We start from the raw sequence: 24,614 nt of genomic DNA on the forward strand, positions 1-24,614 counted from the left end.
AAATGTGTTAAACTTAGTTTAACATATTAATTTAATATATGATTTATTAATCATTGGAGGTTTATATATGCGAGTTGGTTTAGGATATGATGTACATAAGTTAGTTCCCGGTAGAGATTTAATTATTGGTGGAGTAAAAATTCCACATACCCTTGGACTTTTAGGTCATTCAGATGCTGATGTTTTAATTCATGCAATTATGGATAGTTTACTAGGTGCTGCAGCACTTGGTGATATAGGAAAACACTTTCCAGATACTGATGTTAAATTTAAAGGTATTTCGAGTGTTAAACTTCTTAATGAAGTTAGAGTCTTATTAATTAAGAATAATTATAAAATAGATAACATAGATGCAACAATAATTGCTCAGCGTCCTAAAATGGCTCCTTATATTACATCTATGAGAAAAAATATTAGTGAAGCATTAAGCATTTCTATAGAACAAATTAATGTTAAAGCTACTACTGAAGAAGGTCTTGGTTTTACTGGCATTGAAGAAGGAATTTCCTCTCAATCTATATGCTTAATAAGTAAAATTTAACTTATACAATAAGGTATATGAAAAAATATAAGTCCAAGGTATTAAAATTCAACCTTGGACTTTTTAAAACATTTATTACATACTCTCTAGAATCTCTTCTAAATCCTTCTTAAATTCTTCAAATGGCTTATTCTCCTTAAAAGACTTCAACAATTTAGATACTGACTCATATACATATTCATCATCACTTATGGCTATGGTTCTAGCATTAGAATAAATATCCTTCACTATTTTCTCAACTTTCATCCGCAATTCAGGTGATATATTATTATAGTTTTCATTTAGCTTTAATGCAACTAATACAGATTCATGGTTTATAAAGGTTACAGAAGATTTTATTTCTGGAATTTCTTCAACCTTTGCCATAATTTTCTCGCAGGTGGATATAGCATTTCTAATTTCCTGTTCTTTAGCTATAGGTTCATCCCTCATATCTTCTATAGTAGGGCCAGCTCCAACAGTATCACTTTTCTTACTATCACTATTACACCCCATAAGTACTACTGTTACTATAATTAATAATACTACAACAAATAACAATATATCATTTATTTTTCCTTTCATCTTATATCCTCCTATATATAATTATATTAATTTAGTTTCTATACTCTATAGAATTCATAATAAATAACTATATATAGTTTGGCTTATAAGTATATTCCTATTCTAAATCATATCTATATCTCTTATACCGTATCTAAGTTCTCAAATATCTCTTTTGTAATAACAAAATTTCCATTGCTTTCAACTAAGTCAAATTCACTTATACTAGTTATTCTTTCCTCACTCTCAACATGAAATACATATCCAACTCTTCCGTACTCCTTAAAGAATATTCTTGTTGACTTTATAACTCTAATGGGATTTTTATTTTTATCATATATAATACTAGGAACATCATTAATCATATTTGCTTTCTCCTTACACCAGTTGTTAATTAATGATATATAATATTATCCTATTGTATAATTTATGACTATAATTATCAGTTATAATATAAAATTTATTTTCAAGATTTTCTATAAAAAATTCACCTCACTATATAAAATCTATAAGTAAGGTGAATTCTAGTCTAATTTGTTTAATTATTTAATATTTCTGCTACCTGGTTTTACATAAGGTATATCCTTTTTACATAGTGGACATTCTTCCTTATCGAAGCTCTCTATTTCTAACTTGCATGCACTATAAACTGGAAGATTTAATGCACAATTTTCAACTCTTCTATCAACTATACAACATACACCTAGAACTTCTGCACCTAACCCCTTTAGTACTTCTACAACTTCCATAGTAGATTTTCCTGTTGTAACTACGTCTTCTGTAATTAAAACTCTTTGTCCTGGCTTAATTTCAAAACCTCTTGTTAATGTCATTACACCGTCTTTTCTTTCAGTAAATATACCTGGCTTTCCTAGTTGTCTTGCTAACTCATAAGCAACTATTATTCCTCCCATAGCAGGACCTACTAACATATCTATATCTAAATCTTTAACTTGATTTGTAACTGACTCTAACACCTGTGCTGCCTTATCTGGGTACTGTAGTAGTTTTGCACACTGACAGTATCTATTACTATGTTTACCTGATGATAGTAAGAAATGTCCTTCTAATAATGCCTCACACTGAACTAATATATCTACAACTTTATTTTCCATAATATTTTCCTCCTATACTATTCCTCTAATTTCACTAATATCCTTAATATTTTCTTTTACTAAAAATTTCTCTATCCCCTTTATAATTTCTATTGGAGCAAAAGGATTTATAAAGTTAGCTGTTCCTATTTGAATTCCTGTAGCACCAGCCATTATAAACTCTATAGCATCTTCCCAATTAGTAATACCTCCAAGACCAACTACAGGTACTTTACACACCCTACATACTTGATGGACCATCCTTAGGGCCATAGGCTTTACTGCTGGCCCAGAGAATCCAGCATATGTATTATCAAATACAGCTTTTCTTTTTTTATAATCTATAGACATTCCTTGAAAAGTATTTATTAATGATAGTGCATCTGCTCCAGCTTCTTCGCAACTTAATGCCATTTCTACTATATTTTCAGCGTTAGGAGATAACTTTACCATTAAAGGTTTTTTGCATATCCTTTTTACTTCCTTTACTGCCTCATAGGCAACCTTTGATTTTATTCCTAGAGCCATACCACCATGTTTTACATTTGGGCATGAAATGTTAAGCTCTATGATGTCTACATCAACTTGATTTAACTTTTCAATTATACTTATATATTCTTCTACTGTAGCTCCACCAACATTGGCTATTATATTAGTGTTATATTCCTTCATCTTTGGAAGTTCATCTTTTATAAACTTATCTACTCCTGGATTTTGAAGTCCTACACTATTAAGCATTCCACCTGTGGTTTCCTTAATTCTTATTCCATCATTACCTTGTCTTTCATTTAATGTTAAACCCTTACTACAGATTCCTCCAAGTTCAGCTATGTCATAAAACTTACTGTACTCATCCCCAAATCCAAAGGTACCTGATGCCGTCATTATTGGATTCTTGAATTCTTTATCACAAATATTTACCTTAAGCATAACTTCTCCTTTAAAACTCTAAATCTAATCCATTAAATACTGGACCATCTTTACATGTTCTTTTATTTCCATTAACAGTTTTACATGTACATACAAGACAAGCTCCTATTCCACAAGCCATCTTCTTTTCTTCTGATATATATATCTTTGTACCTACTTCCTTGCACATATTAATTACTCTATACATCATAATCTCTGGGCCGCAGCATAAAACTAAGTCATAATCTTTAGGATTAAATAGCTCTGTTACATACCCTTTATGTCCAACACTACCATCTTCTGTAGACACCTTTACTGATACATCTAACGCATTTATTTCTTCTACCCCATAAACTTCATCTCTGAACCCAGCAAATACATGAACTTCGGAATTCTTTATACTATCTACTAGGTATCTCATAGGAGCTACTCCAATACCACCTGATACTACTGCAACCTTTCCTTTTATATCTTCTAAATCAAAGCCATTTCCTAGTGGACCCATAACCTTAACATCTTGTCCTGGTATAAGATTACTTAATAGCTTTGTCCCTTCTCCAACTAGCTGATATAAGAATTCTATAGAATTTGATGTTATATTATGAATGCTAATAGGTCTCCATAATATAGGTTCCTTTTCCCAAGATCTTAGCATATAAAACTGTCCAGGGTTTCCTTGAAACTCTCCCTCTATAGATAATTTAAATATCCCTTTAGCAACTTCTTTATTTTCTATTACCTTACACACTTTATATTCATAATTATCTTTTTTCATTCTACTGCTCCTAATAACTTATTCTAATATAATGCCATACAATAAAGTTGTATGGCATTAACTGTATTTATAGTTTATTTCTTTAAATTTTCTATAGCTGTTAAAATTTCATTTTTCATTCTAATAACTTCTTCCTTTGCATATTTAGCGAAATTTTCTTCACCGTCTGCCTTTCCTTTGTATGCAAGCATTATACCTCTTGAAGAGTTAACAACGCCTCCATTTCCATCCTTAAGATAAAGGGCTACATCTTCTGCTTTTCCACCTTGAGCACCATATCCCGGTATTAAGAAGAATGTACTATCTAAGGCATTTCTTATTTCTATACCTTCATCTACATGAGTACATCCTATAACTCCACCTATAGAACTATATCCATATTTACCCATATAATCTTTACCTAAACTATTTATAGTTTCTCCTACTACATTAAATACTTTTCTACCACCCTTAGTTTCTATATATTGAATATCCTTGCTTCCCTTGTTTGAAGTTCTTATCAGCACAAAAACTCCCTTTTCATTATTTTCAATATACGGTAAGTATGGCTCTATACTATCTAATCCCATATATGGACTTAGAGTTATAAAATCAGCTTCAAACTCTCCTGCAAAGTGTGCTTTAGCATACATCTCAGCTGTTTTCGCAATATCTCCTCTTTTTATATCTCCTATAGATATTGCTCCTCTTTTCTTTATATATTTTAAAGTATTTGAATATGCTCTTAGTCCTTCTAATCCATAAGCTTCATAATATGCTATCTGTGGTTTATAGCAAGCTACGTGATCTATAGTTTCATCTATTATAGCTTTATTAAACTCAAAAATTGCATCTCCTATATTTTCGAATTTTTTAATAAAACTTTCTGGTATATATGATATATCTGTGTCTAGTCCCACACATACATGTCCCTTTTCTGCAATTGTCTCAAATAGTCTGTCTATAATCATATGGCACTTCCTCACTTTATTATTTTCTATAAACAACCTTCCCACCTTTTATGGTAGTTAACACTTCTCCATATACTTTCATCCCATTAAATGGAGTATTTTTTCCTTTTGATAAGAATTCTTCTTTACGTATCTCATATTCTTTTTCTAAGTCTAGTATTACTAAGTCTCCATCATAATCTATATCAATTTGACCCTTATTAACTCCTAGTATTTCACTAGGTCTCTTGCTCATAACTTCACTTAGTTTACTTAAATCCATGTGACCTGACTTTACAAGCTTTGTATAAGAAACTCCAAAGGCCGTCTCTATTCCTGAGATTCCTGGAGCTCCCTTTCTCTTATCTTCTTCAGTATGAGGTGCATGATCTGTAGCAATGCTATCCACATATCCATCTTTTATAGCATGGATTAAATATTCTATATCTTCCTTTTCTCTAAGAGGTGGATTCACCCTATATTCCAGGTCATTTGTTAAAGCTATATGATGGGGAGATACTTCACAAGTAACTTTATGACCCTTTTGCTTTGCTTTAATTATATATTCCATAGATTCTTTAGTACTTACATGGGCAAAATGAACTTTACATCCTGCATGTTTTGCTAAAGTTATATTTCTCCAAGTCATAGTATTTTCCGCTAGTCTCATATCTATATTAGATAAATTATGATTCTCGCAATGACACATAACGGTTATATCCTTCTCTTTAGCCTTAATCATAGCATTTAACATGATTTCGCTGTGCATAACATCTTTTCCATCTTCTGATATTACTTTAATATCACCTTTTTTTAATTTATCTAGATGGCTTATGTCATTTCCACTAAACTCATTAGTTATAGATATAACTTGATTGATATCTATTAGTCCTACTTCCTTACCCCTATTTATAACATAATTAACTGTATCCATATCGCTACATACTGGATTTGTATTTGCCATAAGGTTTACCATTACATATCCACCTTTAGCTGCAGCATGAGAACCTGATTGTATATCTTCCTTATGTGTAAGTCCCGGATCCCTAAAATGCACATGTAAATCTACAAAGCCAGGCATTACTATCTTTCCTGTTGCATCTATAGTTTTACAATCCTTTATGAGATTTCTTCCTAGCTCACAAATTACTCCGTCCTTTATATAGACATCTCCTACAAAGGTTCCACTCCAGTCAACTACTGTACCATTCTTTATGCAAATTTCCATAAGTATTCTCCAATCCTATCTATTAATATAATGAAGTTACCTTTTGTAAATCATCACAATAATGACATCTATATTCCTTTGTTTCTTCATCCACTAAATAATGTATGTGATTTATGTTAGGCTCTATAGATGTGACACATCTAGGATTCTTGCACTTTATAACATTTTCAACTTTTTCAGGAAGTGTAAGCTTGATTTTTTCCTTAATTTCCTCATTTTCAATTATATCTATAGTTATATTAGGATCTATTACTCCTAATATTTCAAAATCAATATCTATTCTAGTTTCTACTTTTATTATATCTTTCTTTCCACACTTATCACTATTAGCATTCATTATAAGTGCTACAGTGAAATCCGCTTTATCCAAATTTAAGAAGTTAAATATTTTTATTCCTTCTCCAGCTTTTATATGATCTATTACTAATCCGTTTTTTATACTGTTTATAGTTAACATATTACTTCCTCCTTATATCCCTTAGTAAATTCCTAATAATTTTAGTATTAATGCCATTCTCACATACATTCCATACTTAGCTTGCTTAAAGTAAACAGCTCTATTGTCACTATCTACTTCATATGCTATTTCATTTACTCTTGGTAATGGGTGAAGTACTATCATATCTTCTTTTGCAAGGCTCATTTTCTCATTATCTAATATATAAGTATCTTTAAGTTTTATATAGTCTTCTTCATTAAAAAATCTTTCTCTTTGTACCCTTGTCATATATAAAATATCTATTTCCTTCATAGCTTCTTCCATAGTTCTAACTTGCTTGAACTCTATGTTTTTCTTTTTAAGGACTTCTTTCTTTATATACTCTGGTATTTCTAATTCTTCAGGTGAAATTAGTACGAACTTGTTGTTTTCATATCTACTTAAAGCTTTTATTAACGAATGTACTGTTCTTCCAAATTTTAAATCTCCACAACAACCTATTGTTAAATTATTTAGTCTTCCCTTTAGGGTTCTTATGGTTAGTAAATCAGTTAAGGTTTGAGTTGGATGTTGGTGTCCACCATCCCCTGCATTTACTACGGGAATATCGCTATATTGTGCTGCAACCTGTGGTGCTCCTTCTTTAGGATGTCTCATTACAGCAATGTCTGCATAGCATGCAACAGTTCTTATGGTATCTGCAATACTTTCTCCCTTAGCTACTGAACTAGCATTTGGTTCTGAAAATCCGATTACGCTTCCGCCTAATCTATTCATAGCAGCTTCAAAACTAAATCTGGTTCTAGTACTTGGCTCATAAAATAATGTAGTAAGCAAGTACCCATCACAAGCATGTATAAATTTTCTTGGATCTTTTATTATTTCATCTGCTAGGTCAAATATTTCGTCTAATTCTTCTAAAGTAAGGTCCATTGGTTCGATTAAATTTCTTCCTTTTAACATATAAAACACTCCTTTTTAGCCTCTCTGGGATAATTTAAAGGTATTAAGATTTACTTATAAAATTCAATAAAAAAAGCTTTCCTCAACAAGGAAAGCTATAAATATCTGTAAATACAACTTTGTATATGAATATATTAACATTGTAAATTTTATCATATTACAAATGTATTCATACCAAAATATTCTCTTCCCTTGCCAGCATCTCTGTACTGTTTTTAAAAGGATTCTCTATTAACTTTTATTGTTTTTATTTTACTTTAAATAAACTGCAATGTCAATACAGTTTATTATAATACCTTAATTTTATAAAATCAGCCTTATTTATGTGATTTAATCACATATTTTTTTATTTAAATACTGTAATATAAATTATACAATATATTATAAATTTTATCTTAAGAAGTAAATACCAAGCTTATCAAATATTTATCAGGATAAATGTAAAACCGCATGGTATACTAAATAAAAGCAGATTATAAGGAGGATATTAAAATGAAAATAACTTTTGATAACGAAACTAAAGATGCCCTTTTGGAAAATTTAAACAAGCAAGCTAAATCTGTTGTTAGACTAGCTATTGCTGGTTTTGGTTGAGGTGGCCCTAACCTAAGTGTTGTTCTGGATGAACAAAAATCAGATGATATTGTAGAAACTGTTGATGGAATAACTTTTGCAGTTAATAAAGATGAAGAGTATATTTTTGAAGATTGTATTGTTACTTACAAAAAAACATTCTTCGGAAAAACTTTTAGAGTAATATCTAAAGCTATAGGTGAAAGCTCTTGTAGCTAAAATATTTAAAAATAATGCACTCTTTAAAATAAAGAGTGCATTATTTTTTTAATATTTTATTTGAAGTACTTACTTATTTCCTCTATTGAATTATTTAACACTTCCGCTATATTTTCTAGTTCCTTAGAATTATTTAAATTTTCATGGGATATGGTTGAAGTCTCTTCTGAGCTTGCCATGGTTTCTTGGGCTATACCTGATAAATTTGTAATATTATCATGAATTTTTTCACCGCTATCTAAAATTACAGATACCTTAGAAACTACACCTACCATTTTCTCTTTCACTGTAGATACATTTTTCTGAATAGTTGAAAATGCTTTATTGGTATCTTTAACTAATTGTTGTTGTTCATCATTAGCGTCAACTAATTCTTCTACCTCTAAAACCGATATGTTGGTATCTTCTTCTAGAGACTTTAATATATTTCCTATTTCTAGGGAATTATTTTTACTCTCGGCTGCTAATTTCTTTATTTCATCTGCCACCACAGCAAATCCTTTTCCACTTTCACCTACTCTAGCTGCTTCAATGGCAGCATTTAATGCTAGAAGGTTAGTTTGCTCCGAAATAGATGATATAACATTAGTTATTTGAGCAATGTTAGATGACTTTTGAGCTAATTCCTTCATAATGTCACTAACTTTTTTATTCTTATTCATAATATATTCACTTTTTTCAGATAATTTATGAACAATTTTTAGTCCATTGTCTATTACCTCATCAGCTTCTTCAGAGGATTGTTTAACAATAGTAGTTACCTCTTTAGTCTCTGTTATTTCATGCTTTATATTATTTACTAAATTAGTCTGGCTCTCAATTTCTTTACTAGTATTAGTTGCACCTATTGCTATTTCTCCTATAGACGAATTCACAATTTCTGTACTTTGCCCTATTAAAGAAACAATTTGTCTAAGTTCATTAGACTTTTCTTTGACTACATTATATACACTGGATAAGTCTATTAACATATTTTGTTGTATCTCGCTACTTTCGCTTAGTTCTTCTACATTTTTATTTATATCCTTATTCATTTTAGATATAAACCTTGTAACTATTACAAGTGTTGGTAAAAACATTATAGTAGAACCTAAAATTCCACTTAATTCAGCACCATTTCCTAACTTTACCTGCATATATGCATATACTAGTATAGATATTAAGTTTATTCCGCCAACAGTAGTTATTAGTTTTATATCTAAATATAAAACTAAACTTAATATAAAAGCAAATCCAGCTGCAAAAGCAGATGCACATGATGACGTAAGTAATATATATGTATCTACCAATAAGAATCCTATAGCCATAATCCACCTCATTATATTATTTGATGGATTTTTTATATATAAGTATATAGCTATTACATAAGCGATTGATGCTACTAATATGTTATATATTGCAAATGTAATTTCTCTATCCCCATTATATACTTGTAGAATTGAACCTGTAACTGTGACAAACATGACACTCAAAAACACAATCAGCATTAATTTATTAACTTTTTCAACATGTTCTCTTTGCGTTTCTTCAAATTCACCTTTACCCATTATAATACCCCCATATTTTTACTCGATTGAATTATCGTACCATTATATGTATGTCTTAATATAAATTTTAAAAATAGGACCATAAAACAAATTACCTAATTAATTTGCTTTATGGTTTTATATAAATAATTTAGATTCTATCTTTTTTTCATATTCCGACCATGTATCATGTATTGTTTTATCTTTTACTTTTGATACCTTATTCATAGTAGCATCAATATAATCTGCATAATGCACTATAAAAGCCTCTTCAGTATTAGGACCTTTAGGAGATCCATACTCCGGTTTTCCATGGTGCTGAACAATACATCCTTTAATCCGATTTTTAAAGTCTTCACTATAAAGTCCATGATCATTTTTAAAGGCTTCTTCTATCATAGTTATACCTATAACTATATGCCCTTCCATTTCGCCTCTATTAGTTGGTTTGAAAGTTCCAATTGACGAATACTCATAAATTTTCCCAATATCATGAAGTTTCGCTGCTAATATAGCCATTTCCTTATATCTGCAATTATACCTATATGAAAGCTTCCTTGCCCAATAGGTTACATTAAGGGTGTGTTCTGCAAGTCCACCTATATATGTATGGTGCTCTAAGCCTCCAATTGCCTGAGAAAACACATTAATAAAGTCCTTGTTACCAAAAAAATATTTATCTAAAGACATAACCTCTTCACATTTAAATTGTCGAGTTGTCATTTCTTCTAATTCATCTAATATAGATTTTATATCTCTTTTAACACTGTTCATAAAATCATTTAAACTATAACTAGATTTTGATAAATTTAGTTTTACTATATTACTATCTTTTATACTAACGCTTACTACATCACCTATATTCAACATATTATTACAATCATATTTACTTTTAAAGCTTAGTTCTCCCGTAATATCTCCTAGCGTATATGTTATTTCATCTTTATGTATACTTTTATCCTTTATCATAAGTAATAATTCTACTAAATCATTATTCCTACTATTAACTGCTTGAGTCAAGTAAATTGATTTCATATCTTCATCTCCCTATAAAGTCATCTAATATGTATCTTTTCATAAGAAGATATTTTTATTCTTTAATTTTTATAATATTTTTTACTTATATTTATCTTCAAATTCTTTTACCAATGTAGTAACTAGTTTTTTTATATTACTTGCATGAGCTACTAAACTCATAACTAATAAAAACATTATTATTCTTTCTTTATCTTCATTGTTAAATTCATACTTTTCCAAATGCTTTTTAAATATTTTTTCTAAATACTGCTCTTCTCCAATAAAAGACATGTCCATACTCTTTTTCTGTAAATCACTAAATAATTTAAAAGAATCTTCCCATGAAAGAATATCATCTTCTCTATTATTTATATCATTAAAAGCTAATCTAAAAACACTCCTTATTTCATCTGTTGTCAAAACAGGTCTCATATATCCTAATAGAACTAATTGAACTAAATGCAGTTTAGTATAACCTCTTTTTTTACCATCCTCTGGTTTAGAAATAACTTCACTTTTTATATAATTTTGAAGTATACTATTAGTAAAATTATCATGCTGAAACTTATCATTAAGATAATCTTTAACTTGTGATAAAAACAGATCATATTGAGGTAATTCATCGTATTGTATTATACTTTTTTCAATATTCTCATCTATCATTTCTGAAAATTTAGATACTATATCTTGAAATATAGCGCCATTATCCCTTTCTTTGTCATTCATTTTCATCCCTCGCTTTAATAACATTTTCAATATTTATCATAGTCATTAATTTTAATACTTATTAAATATACCACAATGTAAATTTTTGTACACTACTTCATAATAATTATAAAAGATAATCTCTACATTTACAAATATTTATAAAATAAAAGTCGAATTATTTATTCAAGTATTATGAAACCCATATTTATAATTCCTTCATATATAGAACACATATTTATATTATTAACAATAATCACATATTATTAACATATTATCTTAGATAATATCAACATTAATTGTTAATTAATATACACATGTTAAATCCTATAATTCCACTAATTTTTATCTCTTTTATATATTATCCACATTATCCACAGATAGGTTGTGCATAATATTTTTTATTTTCTGTATAAAACACTGAATTATATCACCATACTTCCTTCAAATATTGATATTTTTTGTAGAATTAGTTCGGAAACTAAATAAAATAGTTTTAAAAAGCAGCATTCTTATGTTAAAATATTAAATTATAAGTTAAATTATTCATCTTTTCCTTATTATGTGATTAATATTACTATAATAGATAACATATTAATGGCATATAATGTAATAAAATTATTTTTTTTATCATTTTTTATTGACTTGTGATTTTTCTTGTATTATAGTTATTATATGGTATTAAATATAATATCTGTTAACTAATTTTATTTGGTTACATAATCAAAAATATAGGAGGAATTTATTATGAAATCAACTGGTGTTGTAAGAAAAGTAGACGAGTTAGGGAGAATAGTTATCCCAGTAGAATTGAGAAGGACTTTAGATATCGACGTTAAGGATGCACTTGAAATATACGTAGATGGTGATCAAGTTATATTAAAGAAATATGAACCTGCATGTATCTTCTGTGGAGATGCTCGTGATGTGGTTAATTATAAATCTAAAAACATCTGCCAAAAATGTCTAAATGAATTAAAAAATCAACAATAAATAATAAAAACGTTACTTAGAAATAAGTAACGTTTTTATTATTCAAATCGTATATATAATATAGGTTTTATATGATAATAATATTAAACTATATTATTCTAACTTACTCAACTCATTATACAAAAGAGAGTAGGTAAATTTGCTTTTACACAAACCTATCTACTCTCCCTAAAATAAAAGATCAGCAATTAAATCACTGATCTTATTTGAATAAATTAATATCTTCTTGCTCCAGCATAATCTCCTCTAGTCATAGGAGATATCTTTACAACTTCATTGTCTTGAGGGGCATGAAGATAACTATTGTTACCAACGTATATACCAACATGATATATCTCGCCACCTGAGCCAAAGAACACTAAATCTCCAGGTTCAGGTTGAGAAACTGGTGTTCCTGCATTCATTTGATCTTGAGCTACTCTAGGAAGACTTATTCCACAAGCAGCGTAAACATATTTAGTTAAACCTGAACAGTCAAAGGTATTAGGGCCATTTCCACCCCATTGGTATGGAACCCCTAAAAATTTATATGCATAACCAACAATGGAACTTCCTGAAGCATTTGGAGGTGCTACTACACTTGAATCACCACTGCCTCCTCTACTAGGTCTATTAGTACTAGTACCATTATTAACATACTGACTTATTTGTCTCTTAGTCTCTTCTAATTGAGCTTCATTTTCTTTCACAGCTGCATCAAATAAGTCTCTATTAGCTTCTGCTTTAGCTAAAGCATTTTTATGTTCTGATCTTTTCTCTTCTAATTGAGCTAATTTTGTATTATTTTCTTCTTGTAATGCATCTAGCTTTACTTTTTCATCTTCAACTACTTTTTTCTCTTTTACAAGAGTTTCTTTCTTATCATTTAAACTACTAACAATTTCTTTATCAGAGTTTATCATTATATTTACGTATTTTAGTGTAGACATAAAATCTGATGCACTCTTTGAGTTTAAAAGCGCCTCAGCATAACTACCCATACCATTAATGTACATTGTTCTCATTCTCGTACTAAATAATTCATTTTGTACTTTTATATCACTTTCAGTAGCTTGTACCTTCTTGTTGCTCTCTTTAATTTTGCCTTCTGCTTCAAGAATTTCAGCATTCAACTCTTCTATATCTATAGATATATCTTCCATCTGAGAATTTACTGATTGTATTGAAGCTTCTATCTCATCAACTTGCTCTTGAGCACTTTTATAGTTGTTTTTGTTTTCTTCCAACTTTTGCTCATATGTTGACCTATCACTGTTTGGATCTGCAAATGCACTAGTTCCAACACAAGAAATAGACAATGCTAAAGCAAGTACTAATGATATACTCTTCTTATTCAAAAAAATTCCCTCCCCCTCATTTATAAATCTCATTTATCATTATAACACTATAATGATTGTTATCTCAAGTGATTTAGGAAAAAAATGAGACAACCATCTATTTTTTAATAGATATACAGTAAATATATTCAATATAGATTATCATATTCCTTCTAGATTAAAAAATTTTTTAACAATCCTTTGTCTATATATCAATTCCAAACTTATATACCTCTGATTTATGTAAGTTTCTTTCCTTTGCAACTTTTTTTATTGCTTCTTTTTTATTTAATCCTTGATTTATGCACTCTTTTATATGCTCCTCAATGCTCATATCTTCCCACTTAGACTTCATTTCTTTCATAATCTCAGTCTTACTTTTTCCTTCTAACACTAATACATATTCACCTTTAGGTTTATTTTCTTTATAATGCTCTATACACTCTTCTAATGTACCTCTTAATATAGTTTCATGGAGCTTTGTAAGCTCCTTACATATTGCAATGTTTCTATTACCTAAGTTATCTTTTATGAAGCTTAAAGTCGATTCTAATCTATGTGGTGCTTCATAAAATATTAAAGTTTCTTGCCTATCTGCTAACCCCTCTATAATCTCTCTTCTCTCCTTATTCTCTCTAGATAAAAATCCTACAAATAAAAATTTATCTGTATTTAATCCAGAATAAACTAGAGCAGTAGTAATTGCTGTTGCTCCAGGGTACACTTCAAATTCTATATTTTCTTCAATACATTTTTTGACTATAATAGCACCTGGATCTGAAATGCCTGGAGTACCTGCATCACTTATTATTGCTACATTTTGGCCTTCCATTAATCTTTTTATTATGTCCTCACTTTTCCCATTTTCATTATGTTTATGATAACTTATCAAAGTTTTTCTTATGTTAAAATGATTTAAAAGCTTTAAACTCTGTCTTGTATCTTCACATGCAATTATATCTACACTTTTCAAAGTTTCAAGCGCCCTAAGAGTTATATCTTTTAGATTCCCTATTGGAGTAGGAATTAAATATAATTTACCACTCACTTTTACTCACCTCTTCTTTTTTGTCTTTTTAATCTAACCATTGTGAATTATACATTTCTTTAATCTCGTCTGAATAAGAATCATCCTGTATATGTACATATAGTGGATCTTCTATTTTTAAGAATGCCCCTCCATCTCTTTGTCCTTCTACTAATAATATATTAGGTGCCTTTCCTGGCTTAGGATGAACAAATCTTATTCTCTTTGGTTCTATTTTATATTTTCTCATAAGCGTAAATATATCTACTATTCTATCCGGTCTATGGACCATGAAAAACTTACCATTATCCTTTAATAACGCTCTAGCTGCTATTATAACATCTTCTAATGTACAACACACCTCATGTCTAGCAATTGCACTTTTATCATTCTCATTGAGTATTCCAGAGCTATATAACTTATATGGTGGATTTACAGTAACTATATCTACTCTACCTAATGATTTTAAAAGTTCCTTATCTTTTAAATCACCTTCTATAAACTTAATCTCTTCACTAAAATTATTATACTGAGCAGTTCTACTTGCCATCTCCGCAAATTCTCCTTGTATCTCTACACCACTTATTGCTCCACATTGACTCTTACCTTTAATTATAAATGGAATTATCCCCGTTCCACTACACAAATCAATAATAGTTGAATTTCTTTTTACCTTAACAAAATTAGCTAAAAGAACTGCATCAATTCCAAATCTAAATCCCTCTTTTTTTTGTATGATATGAATACCCTTTAACTGTAGGTCATCTAATGTTTCATCTATTTTTATTAGACTCATAATATAAAATTCCTTTCTACTACCCAAATTACACATATCTTATTATATAATAAGTTGCTATGTTTTTCATCTTATCCATGATTTCAATAAAATATCTACTAATTATCCAAAAATATATTTTAAAAATTACAAAATCCCCCTGATTAGTTATAAATTTCTAACCATCAAGGGGAAACCTTTTTATTTTTATATACTATAATATAGGGGGATGCAATATGTTTTTTATAGCATTTTATAAATAATATATACTAAATAAAACATATTGCATTTAGGGTTTATATTTATGATTTAATTTGTCATTTATCCGATGACTACCAGCTCTAATACGCACATCTTCTTCAAAGCTGGAGTAAAGAGCTGCTACATCCCTGGATAATGCTTTCTAAGCTTCATAGAAGCTAAGAACTCTGTTTATATTATTACCAATATCAATAGAAATATACAATTATATTTAACTTATTACTTAAGTAGCAGTAATAACTAATAGTTTAATTTAATATAATACAATAATCATTCAGTATAATCAATTAAGAAAGGTTTGCATTATGGAAATATTATTTTATCCTTTTTCATCAGTAAATTTTCAATCAAGTACTTCTATATTGTTAGATGCATCATTTTTACTAAGTTTAGTTTATGATGATGATGTAAAACATACTGAGTGTATAGAGGTCTTCAGAATATTAATCAATAACCAGTGCAAACTTTTAGTTACAAACATAATCTCTGCTGAAGTTTTAAATCAAATTATGTACAAAATATTTATGATAGATATACGTCACAAAATCGATAAAGAAAGTGCCTTTAATTCTCAAACAAATATAAAACAAATTATATCCTCCTTTAGTAAATATGACAGAAAAATTATAAAGGATAAACGTATAGATAAACTAAGGGAAATTCCCTATAAAAAATATTTTGATAACCTGTCTAAAAATAGTTCTAAAAGAGATCTTCTAAGTGTTTATTATAAGACTGCTGTGACTATGCACAATCAACTTGAAAATACCGTTAAATATGAATATGTTGAGATAAATAAGTCCTGCATGAGTAAAACCAAAGAAATAATGGTTAAAAACCTATTATCTATAAATGATGCTACTCATATAGCTACTTGTATTTGTCATAATATAAAATATCTATTAACTCTAGATAATGATTTTGTCTATGCCAATTGTGATTATGTTAAAATATTAAAAATATAACCATGTAGTGTTTCTACATGGCTATATTTTTTCTCATAAAATCCTAAACTACTTTATAAGATACTATATCAATTTAGATATATACTTAATCTAAATCTAACTTATTTATATAAATTATTTATTAGGTATACATAGAGTATCTTCAACTTTTATTGTATCCTCACTTAAGTTATTATGTGATTTTATTAGCTCAATTCCCTTCATTATATCCATGCCAGATAGATATTCCTTAGATATTCTAAATAATGTATCTCCTGATTTAACAACATATTTAGTGTGATCAGTATGTCCTCCAGCATTAGCTGAAGCTACCTCTTCTGATTTTTTATCTGATGTTTTTTCCCCTGTTACTAATGAAGTTTCATAAGAAATAATAAGTTTTTGTCCTGTTGAAATAATATCGTCTTTACTCATATTATTTCTTGTTAATATCTCTGCTACTACTTCATTTGGGTCAGAGTTTGGCATGTAGGTTCTAGCTATACTATAAAGTGTATCATTAGATTTTACTGTATAGTATCCTTCTTTTACTTCTTCCATACCTGTATCTTTTTTATCTTCTGTTGTTTTGTCCTTATCTTCTTGTTCTTGTGAAGTTTTGTCATTATCCTTTGTGCTATCAGTATTTTCTTTATTTTCATTTATAGCTTCGTTCTTCTTTGAGTCAGTGGTTGTAGCTGTATTGTTTTTAGTTTCTTTGCTTTGACCCTTATTTCCTATATAGCTTACAGAAAAAAATATTCCACCTAAAACAATTGCACAACTTATAGCTATTATTATTTGTTTTTTAAATTTCATAATTAACACCTCTCTATGTTTTAATGACTAATATTTAAATAATTAACATATTTATGTAAAATATACATGTTTATATTAATTTTTTTATTTTTACGCAAAAAAATCCTTGTAGCTTTTATATCTACAAGGATTCTAAGTAATTATATAACTGTGTAACCACTATTCTCTATGGATTCAATTATATCATCTATACTTATAAAATAATTGTCATAAACAATTTCTACTTCTTTTTTAGTCTTGTGTATTCCACAGGCTATGACCCCTTCATTTGCGGATATGGCATTCTTAACTCTTGTAACATCTTTACTTGTAACCATATCACAAATTTTAAGTGTAGTCTTCATATCCTTCCTCCTAATTTTCTTTAAATAGCTCTTTAATTAGTGTAGAGTCTTCAACTTGGTTTTCTAATTCCTTTAAGTCAATTTCATTAATAATATCTTCATAGCTACCAGATATTAGTGTTAAATCATTTATACTAACTACTTTAATATCATCTTCACCATCTTTTAGGTTTACTTTTACTTTTACAGCCTCTTTAACTACACTATTAGAAACTACTTCACCTTTTCCATAGCATGTATCTACTATAGAACCCACCTTAGGCAATCTTTTTCTTATCCCTTCATATGTTTCTTGCTCATAATTTAAGCAGCACATAAGTCTTCCACATATACCCGATATTTTAGTCGGGTTTAAAGATAGGTTTTGTTCCTTTGCCATTTTTATTGACACTGGGGCAAATTCACCTAAAAATGTAGAGCAGCATAAACTTCTTCCACAAGGTCCAAGACCTCCAGTCATCTTAGCTTCATCCCTAACTCCAATTTGTCTTAATTCTATTCTAGTTCTGAAAATTGATGCCAGATCCTTAACTAATTCCCTGAAATCTACTCTACCATCTGCTGTAAAATAGAATATTACTTTATTATTGTCAAAAGTATATTCTACATCTATAAGCTTCATAGTTAAATCATGAGCCTTTATTTTCTCAAGACATACCTTAAAAGCTTCTTCTTCCTTTTCTTTATTTGTTTTATTTGCATTTATATCTTCCTCTAAAGCTTTCCTTATTACATTCTTTAAAGGAGCTACTATTTCACCTTCTCTGAGTTCCTTCATGCCAACTACACACTCACCAAACTCAATTCCTCTTGCAGTTTCAACAACTACAAAGTCACCCTTTTTTATATCTAAATCACCAGGATTAAAATAATATATCTTACCGGCCTTTTTAAATCTTACTCCTATTACTGTTATCATATTTAAACCTCCTGCATTCTCAGAACCATCGTTATAAATGCCAATGACGAGTTTACATTATTTTTTAAAGTTTTTCTTGTATCATCTACAACTTTAATCATACCATTTAATTTGCTTAATGAAAATATATTAACTAAATCTTTAATATCTGATATTTTATCAATATTTATTATAAGCTCTTCATCTCCAACTTCTTTATAAATAATTATATCTCTTATTATGGTTATAATTACATCTAAAATTTCCTCTTCCATATTTCTATAGTCATTAAAAAACTTTTCATACAATAAAGATGTTTCATAATCTTTATCCTTAATTTTATATATAAGCTCAAAAATTGTATTTCTTATTAGACTAAAATCTTCACTTTCTATTAAACTCTCTGCTTTTCCTGGTATTCCTTTTGCAAAAGAAATAGCTACTAATAACTTATTTTCTTCAATTTCTGTATATCTATTCTTAAGAAATAAAATCATCTCTTCATTTGATAGTGGCTTTAATTTATGTATACTACACCTAGATTTAATTGTATCCAACATACCTTCTAATTCTTCACACAGTATAAATATATAAACATTGGCAGGTGGTTCTTCTATAGTCTTTAAAAATGCATTTTGTGCTTGGAATGTAATTTTATCACCATTGTCTATAATAATAACCTTTTTATCTCCCTGAAAAGGTTTCTTATTACATTCCTCTATAATATTCCTAATAGTATTTACTCCTATGGATGCTTTTCCCTTATCTAAAGACCAATTAATTATATCTACATGTTCTCTTATTATATCTATTTCTAAAAGCTTTGATGCTATAAATTTAGCTAAAACACTTTTTCCTATACCTTTCTCTCCAACTAATATATGAGCATGAGTAAATTTATTATTATTAATTGCTTCAATTAAGCTATTTTTTATATTTTCATGACCTATCATACTCATTTGCTCCTTCCTATATAATAAATAATGTACAATAAGTTTAACCTATTGTACATTATTTTACTTAAATATATTATACTCTTAAAAACTTATCTACATCAACAACAAATATAGTAGCACCACCTATATTTACCTCTACAGGATACGGAACATATACTCCTGTAGATCCAGCAACCGGAGAAGGTGATGATATAAGTTGTTTTCTAACTTTGCAGATTTCTTCTATATATCCTAAAACAGTATCAACTTTCTCTACCTCTACACCTATCATTAATGTAGTATTACCAGCTTTTAAAAATCCACCTGTAGTTGCAAGCTTTGTAACTCTTAAGCCATTCTCTGTTAAGATATCGATTAAATCCATAGCATCGTCATCTTGAACTATAGCAATTATTAATTTCATATAATACCCCTCCTAAATATTTATTTATGCTTTATATAGGATTCAACTCTATTTACTATGTCCCTATGAATATTTTCTATAGAGTCATCTCCATTTATTAATTCTATTTTATCATAAATACTACTAATTTTTGAATATCCTTCAAAAACTTTTTTATGAAAATTCATACCAACGTTCTCAAGTCTATCTAATTCCCTCTGACTTTTCTTTCTTTCAAGTCCTTTTTCATATGGAATACTTATCATAAATACTAAATCTGCTTCAAGTCCTCCTAATGCACAATCATTTATAGATTTCACTGTGTTTATTCCTAAATCTCTAGCAATTCCTTGATAAACTATAGATGAATATACAAATCTATCGCATAAGACTACTTTACCCCCAGCAATTGCAGGCTTTATTACCTCTTTTATAAGTTGAGCTCTTGCCGCTGCATATAGTAAAGCTTCACACATGTTATCCATTTCTTGGTTAGCATTATCTAAAATTACCTCTCTAATTTTTTCACTAATTTTAGTCCCTCCAGGCTCTCTTGTTCTTATAACTTCAACGCCTTTATCCACAAAATATTTCTCCAATAATTCTATTTGTGTAGATTTTCCACTACCATCTGGACCTTCTAATGCTATTAATAACCCTTTATTCAAACAACTTACCTCCAAACTTATCTTTTCCTATAGTTTTTATCCGATGACTACCAGCTCTAATACCCCACCTTTTTCAAAGTGGGAGTAAAGAGCTACTACGTCCCTGGATAACGATTTCTAAGCTTCGAAGAAGCTAAGAACCCTGTTTATCCTACTTTATTATAATTAAGTTCTTTTCTTTAACTCCTAATAACGTAATATTATTATCTATATAATATCCTATTATATCAATAATATCTTTTGTAATAACCTCTCCTGGCATTATTAGTGGTACTCCTGGTGGATATGGAACAACAGCTTGTCCGCACACTTTATTTATAGAATCTTTAATGCTACACTCAAATTTTTTCATATTTAGAGTTTCCCAAGGTAATTTCTCCATTAATGGAATTCCATACTCCTTAGGCTTTACATATCGATTTATTAAAATATCCTTATTACACTCTTTAAGTGCTCTATAAAGTTTATCAAAATCATCTCTAGTGTTTGAAGTAGCAAAGATTAGTACTACATTTCTTGAGTCACTCATTTCACATTGTATTTTATTTTCCTTCAAATAGTCTAATAATAGATGCCCACTAAATCCCTTAGGTACATTTATAATATATCTAGTCTTATCTATATATACTTTCTTTCTAATAGATGTGTCCTTCTTAATTATATCATGCTCATCTATTATATGATAAAAACCAATGTTATTTATTTTTTCTCTGTATTCCTCACATAGATTAATTAATATACTGTAATCCTTACTTCCATACTTTTGCAAATAATATCTACTATAATCCATACTGGCAAGAAATACATATGAAGGACTAGTTGTCAAAAATACACTCGCATAAAAGTTAACCTCATCTAAAAGTTCATCACAGTTCACGTGTAAAAATGATGTTTGTGTTAAGCTTGGTAATGTTTTGTGAGCACTATGAACAACCATATCACAACCTAGTTTAAGTGGATTTTCAGGCAATTCATCTATAACTCCAAAATGTGCTCCATGAGCACAATCTACTAATACCTTCATATTATATTTCTTGGCCTCTTTCACTATTTCTTCTAACTCTGTACATATGCCATAATAATTAGGGTATGTTAATAATATTCCCTTAGCATCTTGATTTTCCTTTATTAATTTAAATAGATGCTTCTTATTAATAGAAAAAGGAGCATCATATTTTTCACTTACTTCATTCATAATATATATCGGTTTTAACTTACGTAATATTATACTATTGAATACTGACCTATGGCAGTTTCTTTCTACGATTATTTTATCGCCTTCTTTAAATGAAGCAAATATCATAATCATATTTCCTGATGTACTTCCATTAACTAAGAAGTAAGATTTTTTACTTTCATAGTAGTTAGCAAGTTGTTCTTGTCCTTCTTTTATTATGCCTGTAGGATTATGAAGATTATCTAAACCTTCTACTTCAGTAACATCAAATTTAATGAAATTATCTAATAAAATTTTTCCTTCTTTTGTACCTTCATATGCTTTTCCCATTTTATGCCCTGGCATAGCAAAATAGTTATTTTTTTCTTCTTTGTATTTCAATAGTGCATCTACTATTGGTAATCTTGGCACTTATCACTCACTCCTCTTGGTATAAGTTGAACTAGATTCTTTTTAATACAGTTCTTATAAAACTCATAGAAATCTGTACTAGTTTCTATTGTTAATAATCTTCTTTCACAGTTCTCACAAATTCTTCGTCCATATATAAGTATACCATTATCTAGAGGCTTTCTGCATATAATACATTCCTTATTCATATTTTTCCCCCTCAAAATTTATCCAACAGAGCTTGTTAGTCTATTATTATATTGTCTTTGAATAAGTTAACTTAGTTAATATAGAATAATTCTACTAAGTTTTACTCCATGTTAAGACTGTCTTAATTATCGCCCCTTATAATATATTTTATTCATGAAATTCTTTTTTTTATTTTGTCCAAAAAAAAAATTTCATCTTATAATTCATACTTTTTCTACTTTAAATAGCATCAAGTATACTGTTAATAAATTAATAAACTCATATGTCTATTTATCTACATAAATTGTCTAATTTTCTTGTATTCATGATTACTTTTAATGAAAAACTTATTAAAAGTCTTGATACTATTAAGATACCATTTATCTATAGATTTGTTACAGGATAATATAAGGATATGTGCACATACTAATTATATAAAGCCATAGATATTGATAGTATTAATATCTATAACATTGTAGGGAGGGTTATAATTGAAACAAAACATTCTAAGTTTTTTATCTACTATAAAATCTGAAATCCTAGATATTAATAAATTTTTATATGAAAATAGTGAAAGTTGTTTTAATGAATATAAATCATCAGATTACATTATAAAACTTTTAGAAAAATATAATTTTAATATTGAAAAAAACTTTATAGATATCCCAACTGCCTTTCGTGCAAGAATTGGAGACAATCATCCAGAGATATGCTTTATATGTAAATATAGTAGCGGAAGTGATGATGGTCATGTTTTTGGTAACAATGCCAATGCTACTATGTCTTTAGGTGCTGCTATAGGTCTATCCTCCATCATTGATAAAATAGGAGGTTCTATCGTAGTAATTGGATGTCCAGGAAAATATTCTAATGGATCAGAGATTGTAATGACAAAAGAGAATGTATTTGAAAATTGTAGTGTAATTTTTGCTCCACATGTAGATAACATTACATCTATTAATAATACTTCACAAGCATGCACAACCTTACAGCTTGATTATAATAATTTACTTATTTCTAATGATAACGCTAACCAAAGTTCATTAGATGTATGCTTACACACAGTACACTTTATAAACGAGCTAGTTAAAAATATCTCAAAAGAATGTTATATGGATCATTTAAATCTTACCTGTGATAATGCATTAATTGAATATCCTTCATCCGCTAAGGTTAAATTTGAGATTAAATCAAAAAATCATAAGTTATGCTATAAAATCGAAGAAACTATAAGAAACTACATTAAATGCATAGAGGATATTATAAATATAAATTGCTCAATTAAATTAATTGAGCTTCCATGTAAAGAACTTTTAGATAATAAAATAATAAATAAGTTGTTTGAAAGCAACTTAAAAGAAAGTGGATTAATTGAAATGAATTATGGCAAAAAAATGCTATATCCTTTAGGCATTGGTACCGTAAGCCATACTACACCTACCATATATCCATCTATATCAATAGTAAATGATCCATCAATTCCCTGCCCTTCAAAAGAGTTTATGGATTTAACATTAACAGAATATGCTCAATATAATATATGGAAAGCTATTGAAGCCTTAAGTTTAACTGCTCTAGATTTAATTGAGCGTAAAGATTTAATCTATGAAAGCACTACCTCTCTTTGTGAAAATATTTCTAAAAATTTATAATATACAAAAAGCAAATTACTATGTACTATACTATACATAATAATTTGCTTTTTTAAGTCCAATAACTATATATTATACTTTAATGCACAAAGTAAAAAGACTTGTAAACAATATGATTACAAGTCTCTTTGGAGGCGCCACCCAGATTTGAACTGGGGATAAAGGCTTTGCAGGCCTCTGCCTTACCACTTGGCTATGGCGCCAAACTGGTGGCTCGAGCAGGAATCGAACCAGCGACACGAGGATTTTCAGTCCTCTGCTCTACCGACTGAGCTATCGAGCCACACCTGACCTGGCAACAACCTACCCTCCCACACAGCTTCCCATGCAGTACTATCGGCCTCTTGATGCTTAACCTTCGT

At 29.0% G+C, this 24,614-nt stretch carries 27 protein-coding genes and 2 tRNA genes; 4 read left to right on the forward strand and 25 right to left on the reverse strand.

All coding sequences use genetic code 11. The annotated features are described in order from the left end of the window. Positions 1-67 precede the first annotated feature (67 nt). On the forward strand, positions 68-541 hold the full coding sequence (gene ispF, locus ABDZ93_RS07310) for a 2-C-methyl-D-erythritol 2,4-cyclodiphosphate synthase (protein WP_343825072.1): 474 nt from the start codon (positions 68-70) through the stop codon (positions 539-541). A gap of 75 nt (positions 542-616) precedes the next feature. On the opposite strand, the gene ABDZ93_RS07315 is transcribed toward ispF, so the two are convergent. From ABDZ93_RS07315 to ABDZ93_RS07370, 12 genes are all read right to left on the reverse strand, one after another. Further along, complete coding sequence (locus tag ABDZ93_RS07315) at positions 617-1,105, reverse strand: YhcN/YlaJ family sporulation lipoprotein (RefSeq protein WP_343825074.1); 489 nt, start codon at positions 1,103-1,105, stop codon at positions 617-619. A gap of 122 nt (positions 1,106-1,227) precedes the next feature. Further along, on the reverse strand, positions 1,228-1,449 hold the full coding sequence (locus ABDZ93_RS07320; protein ID WP_343825076.1) for a hypothetical protein: 222 nt from the start codon (positions 1,447-1,449) through the stop codon (positions 1,228-1,230). 177 nt (positions 1,450-1,626) lie between these two features. Continuing rightward, complete coding sequence (gene pyrE, locus ABDZ93_RS07325) at positions 1,627-2,199, reverse strand: orotate phosphoribosyltransferase (RefSeq protein ID WP_343825077.1); 573 nt, start codon at positions 2,197-2,199, stop codon at positions 1,627-1,629. A 12-nt stretch (positions 2,200-2,211) separates the two neighbouring features. Beyond that, complete coding sequence (locus tag ABDZ93_RS07330; protein WP_343825079.1) at positions 2,212-3,108, reverse strand: dihydroorotate dehydrogenase; 897 nt, start codon at positions 3,106-3,108, stop codon at positions 2,212-2,214. Between the two features lie 10 nt (positions 3,109-3,118). Then, the gene (locus tag ABDZ93_RS07335; protein WP_343825081.1) at positions 3,119-3,862 is read right to left on the reverse strand and encodes a dihydroorotate dehydrogenase electron transfer subunit; all 744 of its coding nucleotides are present in this window, start codon (positions 3,860-3,862) and stop codon (positions 3,119-3,121) included. Positions 3,863-3,936: 74 nt separating this feature from the next. Further along, a complete protein-coding gene (gene pyrF, locus ABDZ93_RS07340; protein WP_343825083.1) occupies positions 3,937-4,812 on the reverse strand; it encodes an orotidine-5'-phosphate decarboxylase in 876 nt (291 codons plus the stop codon). Positions 4,813-4,831: 19 nt separating this feature from the next. Then, the gene (locus ABDZ93_RS07345) at positions 4,832-6,019 is read right to left on the reverse strand and encodes a dihydroorotase (protein ID WP_343825085.1); all 1,188 of its coding nucleotides are present in this window, start codon (positions 6,017-6,019) and stop codon (positions 4,832-4,834) included. A gap of 22 nt (positions 6,020-6,041) precedes the next feature. After that, entirely contained in the window at positions 6,042-6,476 is a 435-nt protein-coding gene (locus ABDZ93_RS07350) for an aspartate carbamoyltransferase regulatory subunit (RefSeq protein ID WP_343825087.1), read from the reverse strand. Positions 6,477-6,497: 21 nt separating this feature from the next. Continuing rightward, positions 6,498-7,421 carry an aspartate carbamoyltransferase gene (gene pyrB, locus ABDZ93_RS07355; RefSeq protein ID WP_343825089.1) on the reverse strand — a complete coding sequence of 308 codons (924 nt, stop codon included), beginning with the start codon at positions 7,419-7,421 and terminating at the stop codon, positions 6,498-6,500. Positions 7,422-8,269: 848 nt separating this feature from the next. Further along, positions 8,270-9,760: a methyl-accepting chemotaxis protein gene (locus tag ABDZ93_RS07360; RefSeq protein WP_343825091.1), complete on the reverse strand. Its 1,491-nt coding sequence runs from the start codon at positions 9,758-9,760 to the stop codon at positions 8,270-8,272. A gap of 117 nt (positions 9,761-9,877) precedes the next feature. Then, positions 9,878-10,774, reverse strand: a complete 897-nt coding sequence (locus ABDZ93_RS07365) for an HD domain-containing protein (RefSeq protein WP_343825093.1) — start codon at positions 10,772-10,774, stop codon at positions 9,878-9,880. Between the two features lie 81 nt (positions 10,775-10,855). Further along, the gene (locus ABDZ93_RS07370; protein WP_425544761.1) at positions 10,856-11,419 is read right to left on the reverse strand and encodes a DUF1836 domain-containing protein; all 564 of its coding nucleotides are present in this window, start codon (positions 11,417-11,419) and stop codon (positions 10,856-10,858) included. A gap of 789 nt (positions 11,420-12,208) precedes the next feature. Between ABDZ93_RS07370 and ABDZ93_RS07375 the strand changes: the two genes are divergently transcribed. Beyond that, positions 12,209-12,454 carry an AbrB/MazE/SpoVT family DNA-binding domain-containing protein gene (locus ABDZ93_RS07375; RefSeq protein WP_343825097.1) on the forward strand — a complete coding sequence of 82 codons (246 nt, stop codon included), beginning with the start codon at positions 12,209-12,211 and terminating at the stop codon, positions 12,452-12,454. A 215-nt stretch (positions 12,455-12,669) separates the two neighbouring features. On the opposite strand, the gene ABDZ93_RS07380 is transcribed toward ABDZ93_RS07375, so the two are convergent. The 3 genes from ABDZ93_RS07380 to ABDZ93_RS07390 all read right to left on the reverse strand — a co-directional run bounded on the left by ABDZ93_RS07380 (position 12,670) and on the right by ABDZ93_RS07390 (position 15,593). Next, positions 12,670-13,791 (reverse strand): C40 family peptidase, encoded by a 1,122-nt coding sequence (locus tag ABDZ93_RS07380; RefSeq protein WP_343825098.1) that lies wholly within the window; start codon positions 13,789-13,791, stop codon positions 12,670-12,672. 184 nt (positions 13,792-13,975) lie between these two features. Beyond that, positions 13,976-14,818 (reverse strand): 16S rRNA (cytidine(1402)-2'-O)-methyltransferase, encoded by an 843-nt coding sequence (rsmI, locus tag ABDZ93_RS07385; protein WP_343825100.1) that lies wholly within the window; start codon positions 14,816-14,818, stop codon positions 13,976-13,978. 28 nt (positions 14,819-14,846) lie between these two features. Next, on the reverse strand, positions 14,847-15,593 hold the full coding sequence (locus tag ABDZ93_RS07390; protein ID WP_343825102.1) for a tRNA1(Val) (adenine(37)-N6)-methyltransferase: 747 nt from the start codon (positions 15,591-15,593) through the stop codon (positions 14,847-14,849). Positions 15,594-16,138: 545 nt separating this feature from the next. Between ABDZ93_RS07390 and ABDZ93_RS07395 the strand changes: the two genes are divergently transcribed. Further along, complete coding sequence (locus ABDZ93_RS07395) at positions 16,139-16,798, forward strand: type II toxin-antitoxin system VapC family toxin (protein WP_343825104.1); 660 nt, start codon at positions 16,139-16,141, stop codon at positions 16,796-16,798. A 114-nt stretch (positions 16,799-16,912) separates the two neighbouring features. On the opposite strand, the gene ABDZ93_RS07400 is transcribed toward ABDZ93_RS07395, so the two are convergent. From ABDZ93_RS07400 to ABDZ93_RS07435, 8 genes are all read right to left on the reverse strand, one after another. Further along, positions 16,913-17,596 carry a LysM peptidoglycan-binding domain-containing protein gene (locus tag ABDZ93_RS07400; RefSeq protein ID WP_343825106.1) on the reverse strand — a complete coding sequence of 228 codons (684 nt, stop codon included), beginning with the start codon at positions 17,594-17,596 and terminating at the stop codon, positions 16,913-16,915. A 140-nt stretch (positions 17,597-17,736) separates the two neighbouring features. Continuing rightward, the gene (locus ABDZ93_RS07405) at positions 17,737-17,940 is read right to left on the reverse strand and encodes a ferredoxin (RefSeq protein WP_343825108.1); all 204 of its coding nucleotides are present in this window, start codon (positions 17,938-17,940) and stop codon (positions 17,737-17,739) included. 10 nt (positions 17,941-17,950) lie between these two features. Next, positions 17,951-18,859: a PSP1 domain-containing protein gene (locus ABDZ93_RS07410; protein ID WP_343825110.1), complete on the reverse strand. Its 909-nt coding sequence runs from the start codon at positions 18,857-18,859 to the stop codon at positions 17,951-17,953. Positions 18,860-18,861: 2 nt separating this feature from the next. Next, a complete protein-coding gene (locus ABDZ93_RS07415) occupies positions 18,862-19,791 on the reverse strand; it encodes a DNA polymerase III subunit delta' (protein ID WP_343825112.1) in 930 nt (309 codons plus the stop codon). A gap of 76 nt (positions 19,792-19,867) precedes the next feature. Continuing rightward, positions 19,868-20,197 carry a cyclic-di-AMP receptor gene (locus tag ABDZ93_RS07420; RefSeq protein WP_035130781.1) on the reverse strand — a complete coding sequence of 110 codons (330 nt, stop codon included), beginning with the start codon at positions 20,195-20,197 and terminating at the stop codon, positions 19,868-19,870. A 20-nt stretch (positions 20,198-20,217) separates the two neighbouring features. Further along, entirely contained in the window at positions 20,218-20,844 is a 627-nt protein-coding gene (gene tmk / locus ABDZ93_RS07425) for a dTMP kinase (protein WP_343825115.1), read from the reverse strand. Positions 20,845-20,995: 151 nt separating this feature from the next. Continuing rightward, a complete protein-coding gene (locus tag ABDZ93_RS07430) occupies positions 20,996-22,432 on the reverse strand; it encodes an aminotransferase class I/II-fold pyridoxal phosphate-dependent enzyme (RefSeq protein ID WP_343825117.1) in 1,437 nt (478 codons plus the stop codon). Then, a complete protein-coding gene (locus ABDZ93_RS07435; RefSeq protein WP_343825119.1) occupies positions 22,414-22,620 on the reverse strand; it encodes a sigma factor G inhibitor Gin in 207 nt (68 codons plus the stop codon). Before ABDZ93_RS07435 ends, ABDZ93_RS07430 begins: the two co-directional genes overlap by 19 nt. Positions 22,621-23,091: 471 nt before the next feature. Here ABDZ93_RS07435 and ABDZ93_RS07440 point away from each other — a divergent pair, with 471 nt between their 5' ends. After that, positions 23,092-24,252 (forward strand): zinc-binding metallopeptidase family protein, encoded by a 1,161-nt coding sequence (locus tag ABDZ93_RS07440; RefSeq protein ID WP_343825121.1) that lies wholly within the window; start codon positions 23,092-23,094, stop codon positions 24,250-24,252. Positions 24,253-24,381: 129 nt separating this feature from the next. Here ABDZ93_RS07440 and ABDZ93_RS07445 read toward each other — a convergent pair. Beyond that, a tRNA-Cys gene (locus tag ABDZ93_RS07445) sits at positions 24,382-24,455 on the reverse strand. A 4-nt stretch (positions 24,456-24,459) separates the two neighbouring features. Further along, positions 24,460-24,535: transfer RNA gene (locus tag ABDZ93_RS07450), tRNA-Phe, on the reverse strand. Positions 24,536-24,614 lie beyond the last annotated feature (79 nt).

It is taken from the genome of Clostridium subterminale (genome assembly GCF_039521425.1).
Taxonomy (GTDB): Bacteria; Bacillota; Clostridia; order Clostridiales; family Clostridiaceae; genus Clostridium_J; species Clostridium_J subterminale.

Excerpts from the sequence above, each read along its gene's own strand:
- ABDZ93_RS07400 (WP_343825106.1), bottom strand. The coding sequence starts at position 17,596 with ATGAAATTTAAAAAACAAATAATAATAGCTATAAGTTGTGCAATTGTT.
- ABDZ93_RS07420 (WP_035130781.1), bottom strand. The coding sequence starts at position 20,197 with ATGAAATTAATAATTGCTATAGTTCAAGATGACGATGCTATGGATTTA.
- ABDZ93_RS07360 (WP_343825091.1), bottom strand. The coding sequence starts at position 9,760 with ATGGGTAAAGGTGAATTTGAAGAAACGCAAAGAGAACATGTTGAAAAA.
- ABDZ93_RS07410 (WP_343825110.1), bottom strand. The coding sequence starts at position 18,859 with ATGATAACAGTAATAGGAGTAAGATTTAAAAAGGCCGGTAAGATATAT.
- ABDZ93_RS07435 (WP_343825119.1), bottom strand. The coding sequence starts at position 22,620 with ATGAATAAGGAATGTATTATATGCAGAAAGCCTCTAGATAATGGTATA.
- ispF (WP_343825072.1), top strand. The coding sequence starts at position 68 with ATGCGAGTTGGTTTAGGATATGATGTACATAAGTTAGTTCCCGGTAGA.
- ABDZ93_RS07415 (WP_343825112.1), bottom strand. The coding sequence starts at position 19,791 with ATGATAGGTCATGAAAATATAAAAAATAGCTTAATTGAAGCAATTAAT.
- ABDZ93_RS07330 (WP_343825079.1), bottom strand. The coding sequence starts at position 3,108 with ATGCTTAAGGTAAATATTTGTGATAAAGAATTCAAGAATCCAATAATG.
- ABDZ93_RS07350 (WP_343825087.1), bottom strand. The coding sequence starts at position 6,476 with ATGTTAACTATAAACAGTATAAAAAACGGATTAGTAATAGATCATATA.
- ABDZ93_RS07335 (WP_343825081.1), bottom strand. The coding sequence starts at position 3,862 with ATGAAAAAAGATAATTATGAATATAAAGTGTGTAAGGTAATAGAAAAT.
- ABDZ93_RS07345 (WP_343825085.1), bottom strand. The coding sequence starts at position 6,019 with ATGGAAATTTGCATAAAGAATGGTACAGTAGTTGACTGGAGTGGAACC.
- ABDZ93_RS07375 (WP_343825097.1), top strand. The coding sequence starts at position 12,209 with ATGAAATCAACTGGTGTTGTAAGAAAAGTAGACGAGTTAGGGAGAATA.
- pyrF (WP_343825083.1), bottom strand. The coding sequence starts at position 4,812 with ATGATTATAGACAGACTATTTGAGACAATTGCAGAAAAGGGACATGTA.
- pyrB (WP_343825089.1), bottom strand. The coding sequence starts at position 7,421 with ATGTTAAAAGGAAGAAATTTAATCGAACCAATGGACCTTACTTTAGAA.
- ABDZ93_RS07370 (WP_425544761.1), bottom strand. The coding sequence starts at position 11,419 with ATGATAGATGAGAATATTGAAAAAAGTATAATACAATACGATGAATTA.
- ABDZ93_RS07320 (WP_343825076.1), bottom strand. The coding sequence starts at position 1,449 with ATGATTAATGATGTTCCTAGTATTATATATGATAAAAATAAAAATCCC.
- ABDZ93_RS07405 (WP_343825108.1), bottom strand. The coding sequence starts at position 17,940 with ATGAAGACTACACTTAAAATTTGTGATATGGTTACAAGTAAAGATGTT.
- ABDZ93_RS07390 (WP_343825102.1), bottom strand. The coding sequence starts at position 15,593 with ATGAGTCTAATAAAAATAGATGAAACATTAGATGACCTACAGTTAAAG.
- ABDZ93_RS07365 (WP_343825093.1), bottom strand. The coding sequence starts at position 10,774 with ATGAAATCAATTTACTTGACTCAAGCAGTTAATAGTAGGAATAATGAT.
- pyrE (WP_343825077.1), bottom strand. The coding sequence starts at position 2,199 with ATGGAAAATAAAGTTGTAGATATATTAGTTCAGTGTGAGGCATTATTA.
- ABDZ93_RS07395 (WP_343825104.1), top strand. The coding sequence starts at position 16,139 with ATGGAAATATTATTTTATCCTTTTTCATCAGTAAATTTTCAATCAAGT.
- ABDZ93_RS07315 (WP_343825074.1), bottom strand. The coding sequence starts at position 1,105 with ATGAAAGGAAAAATAAATGATATATTGTTATTTGTTGTAGTATTATTA.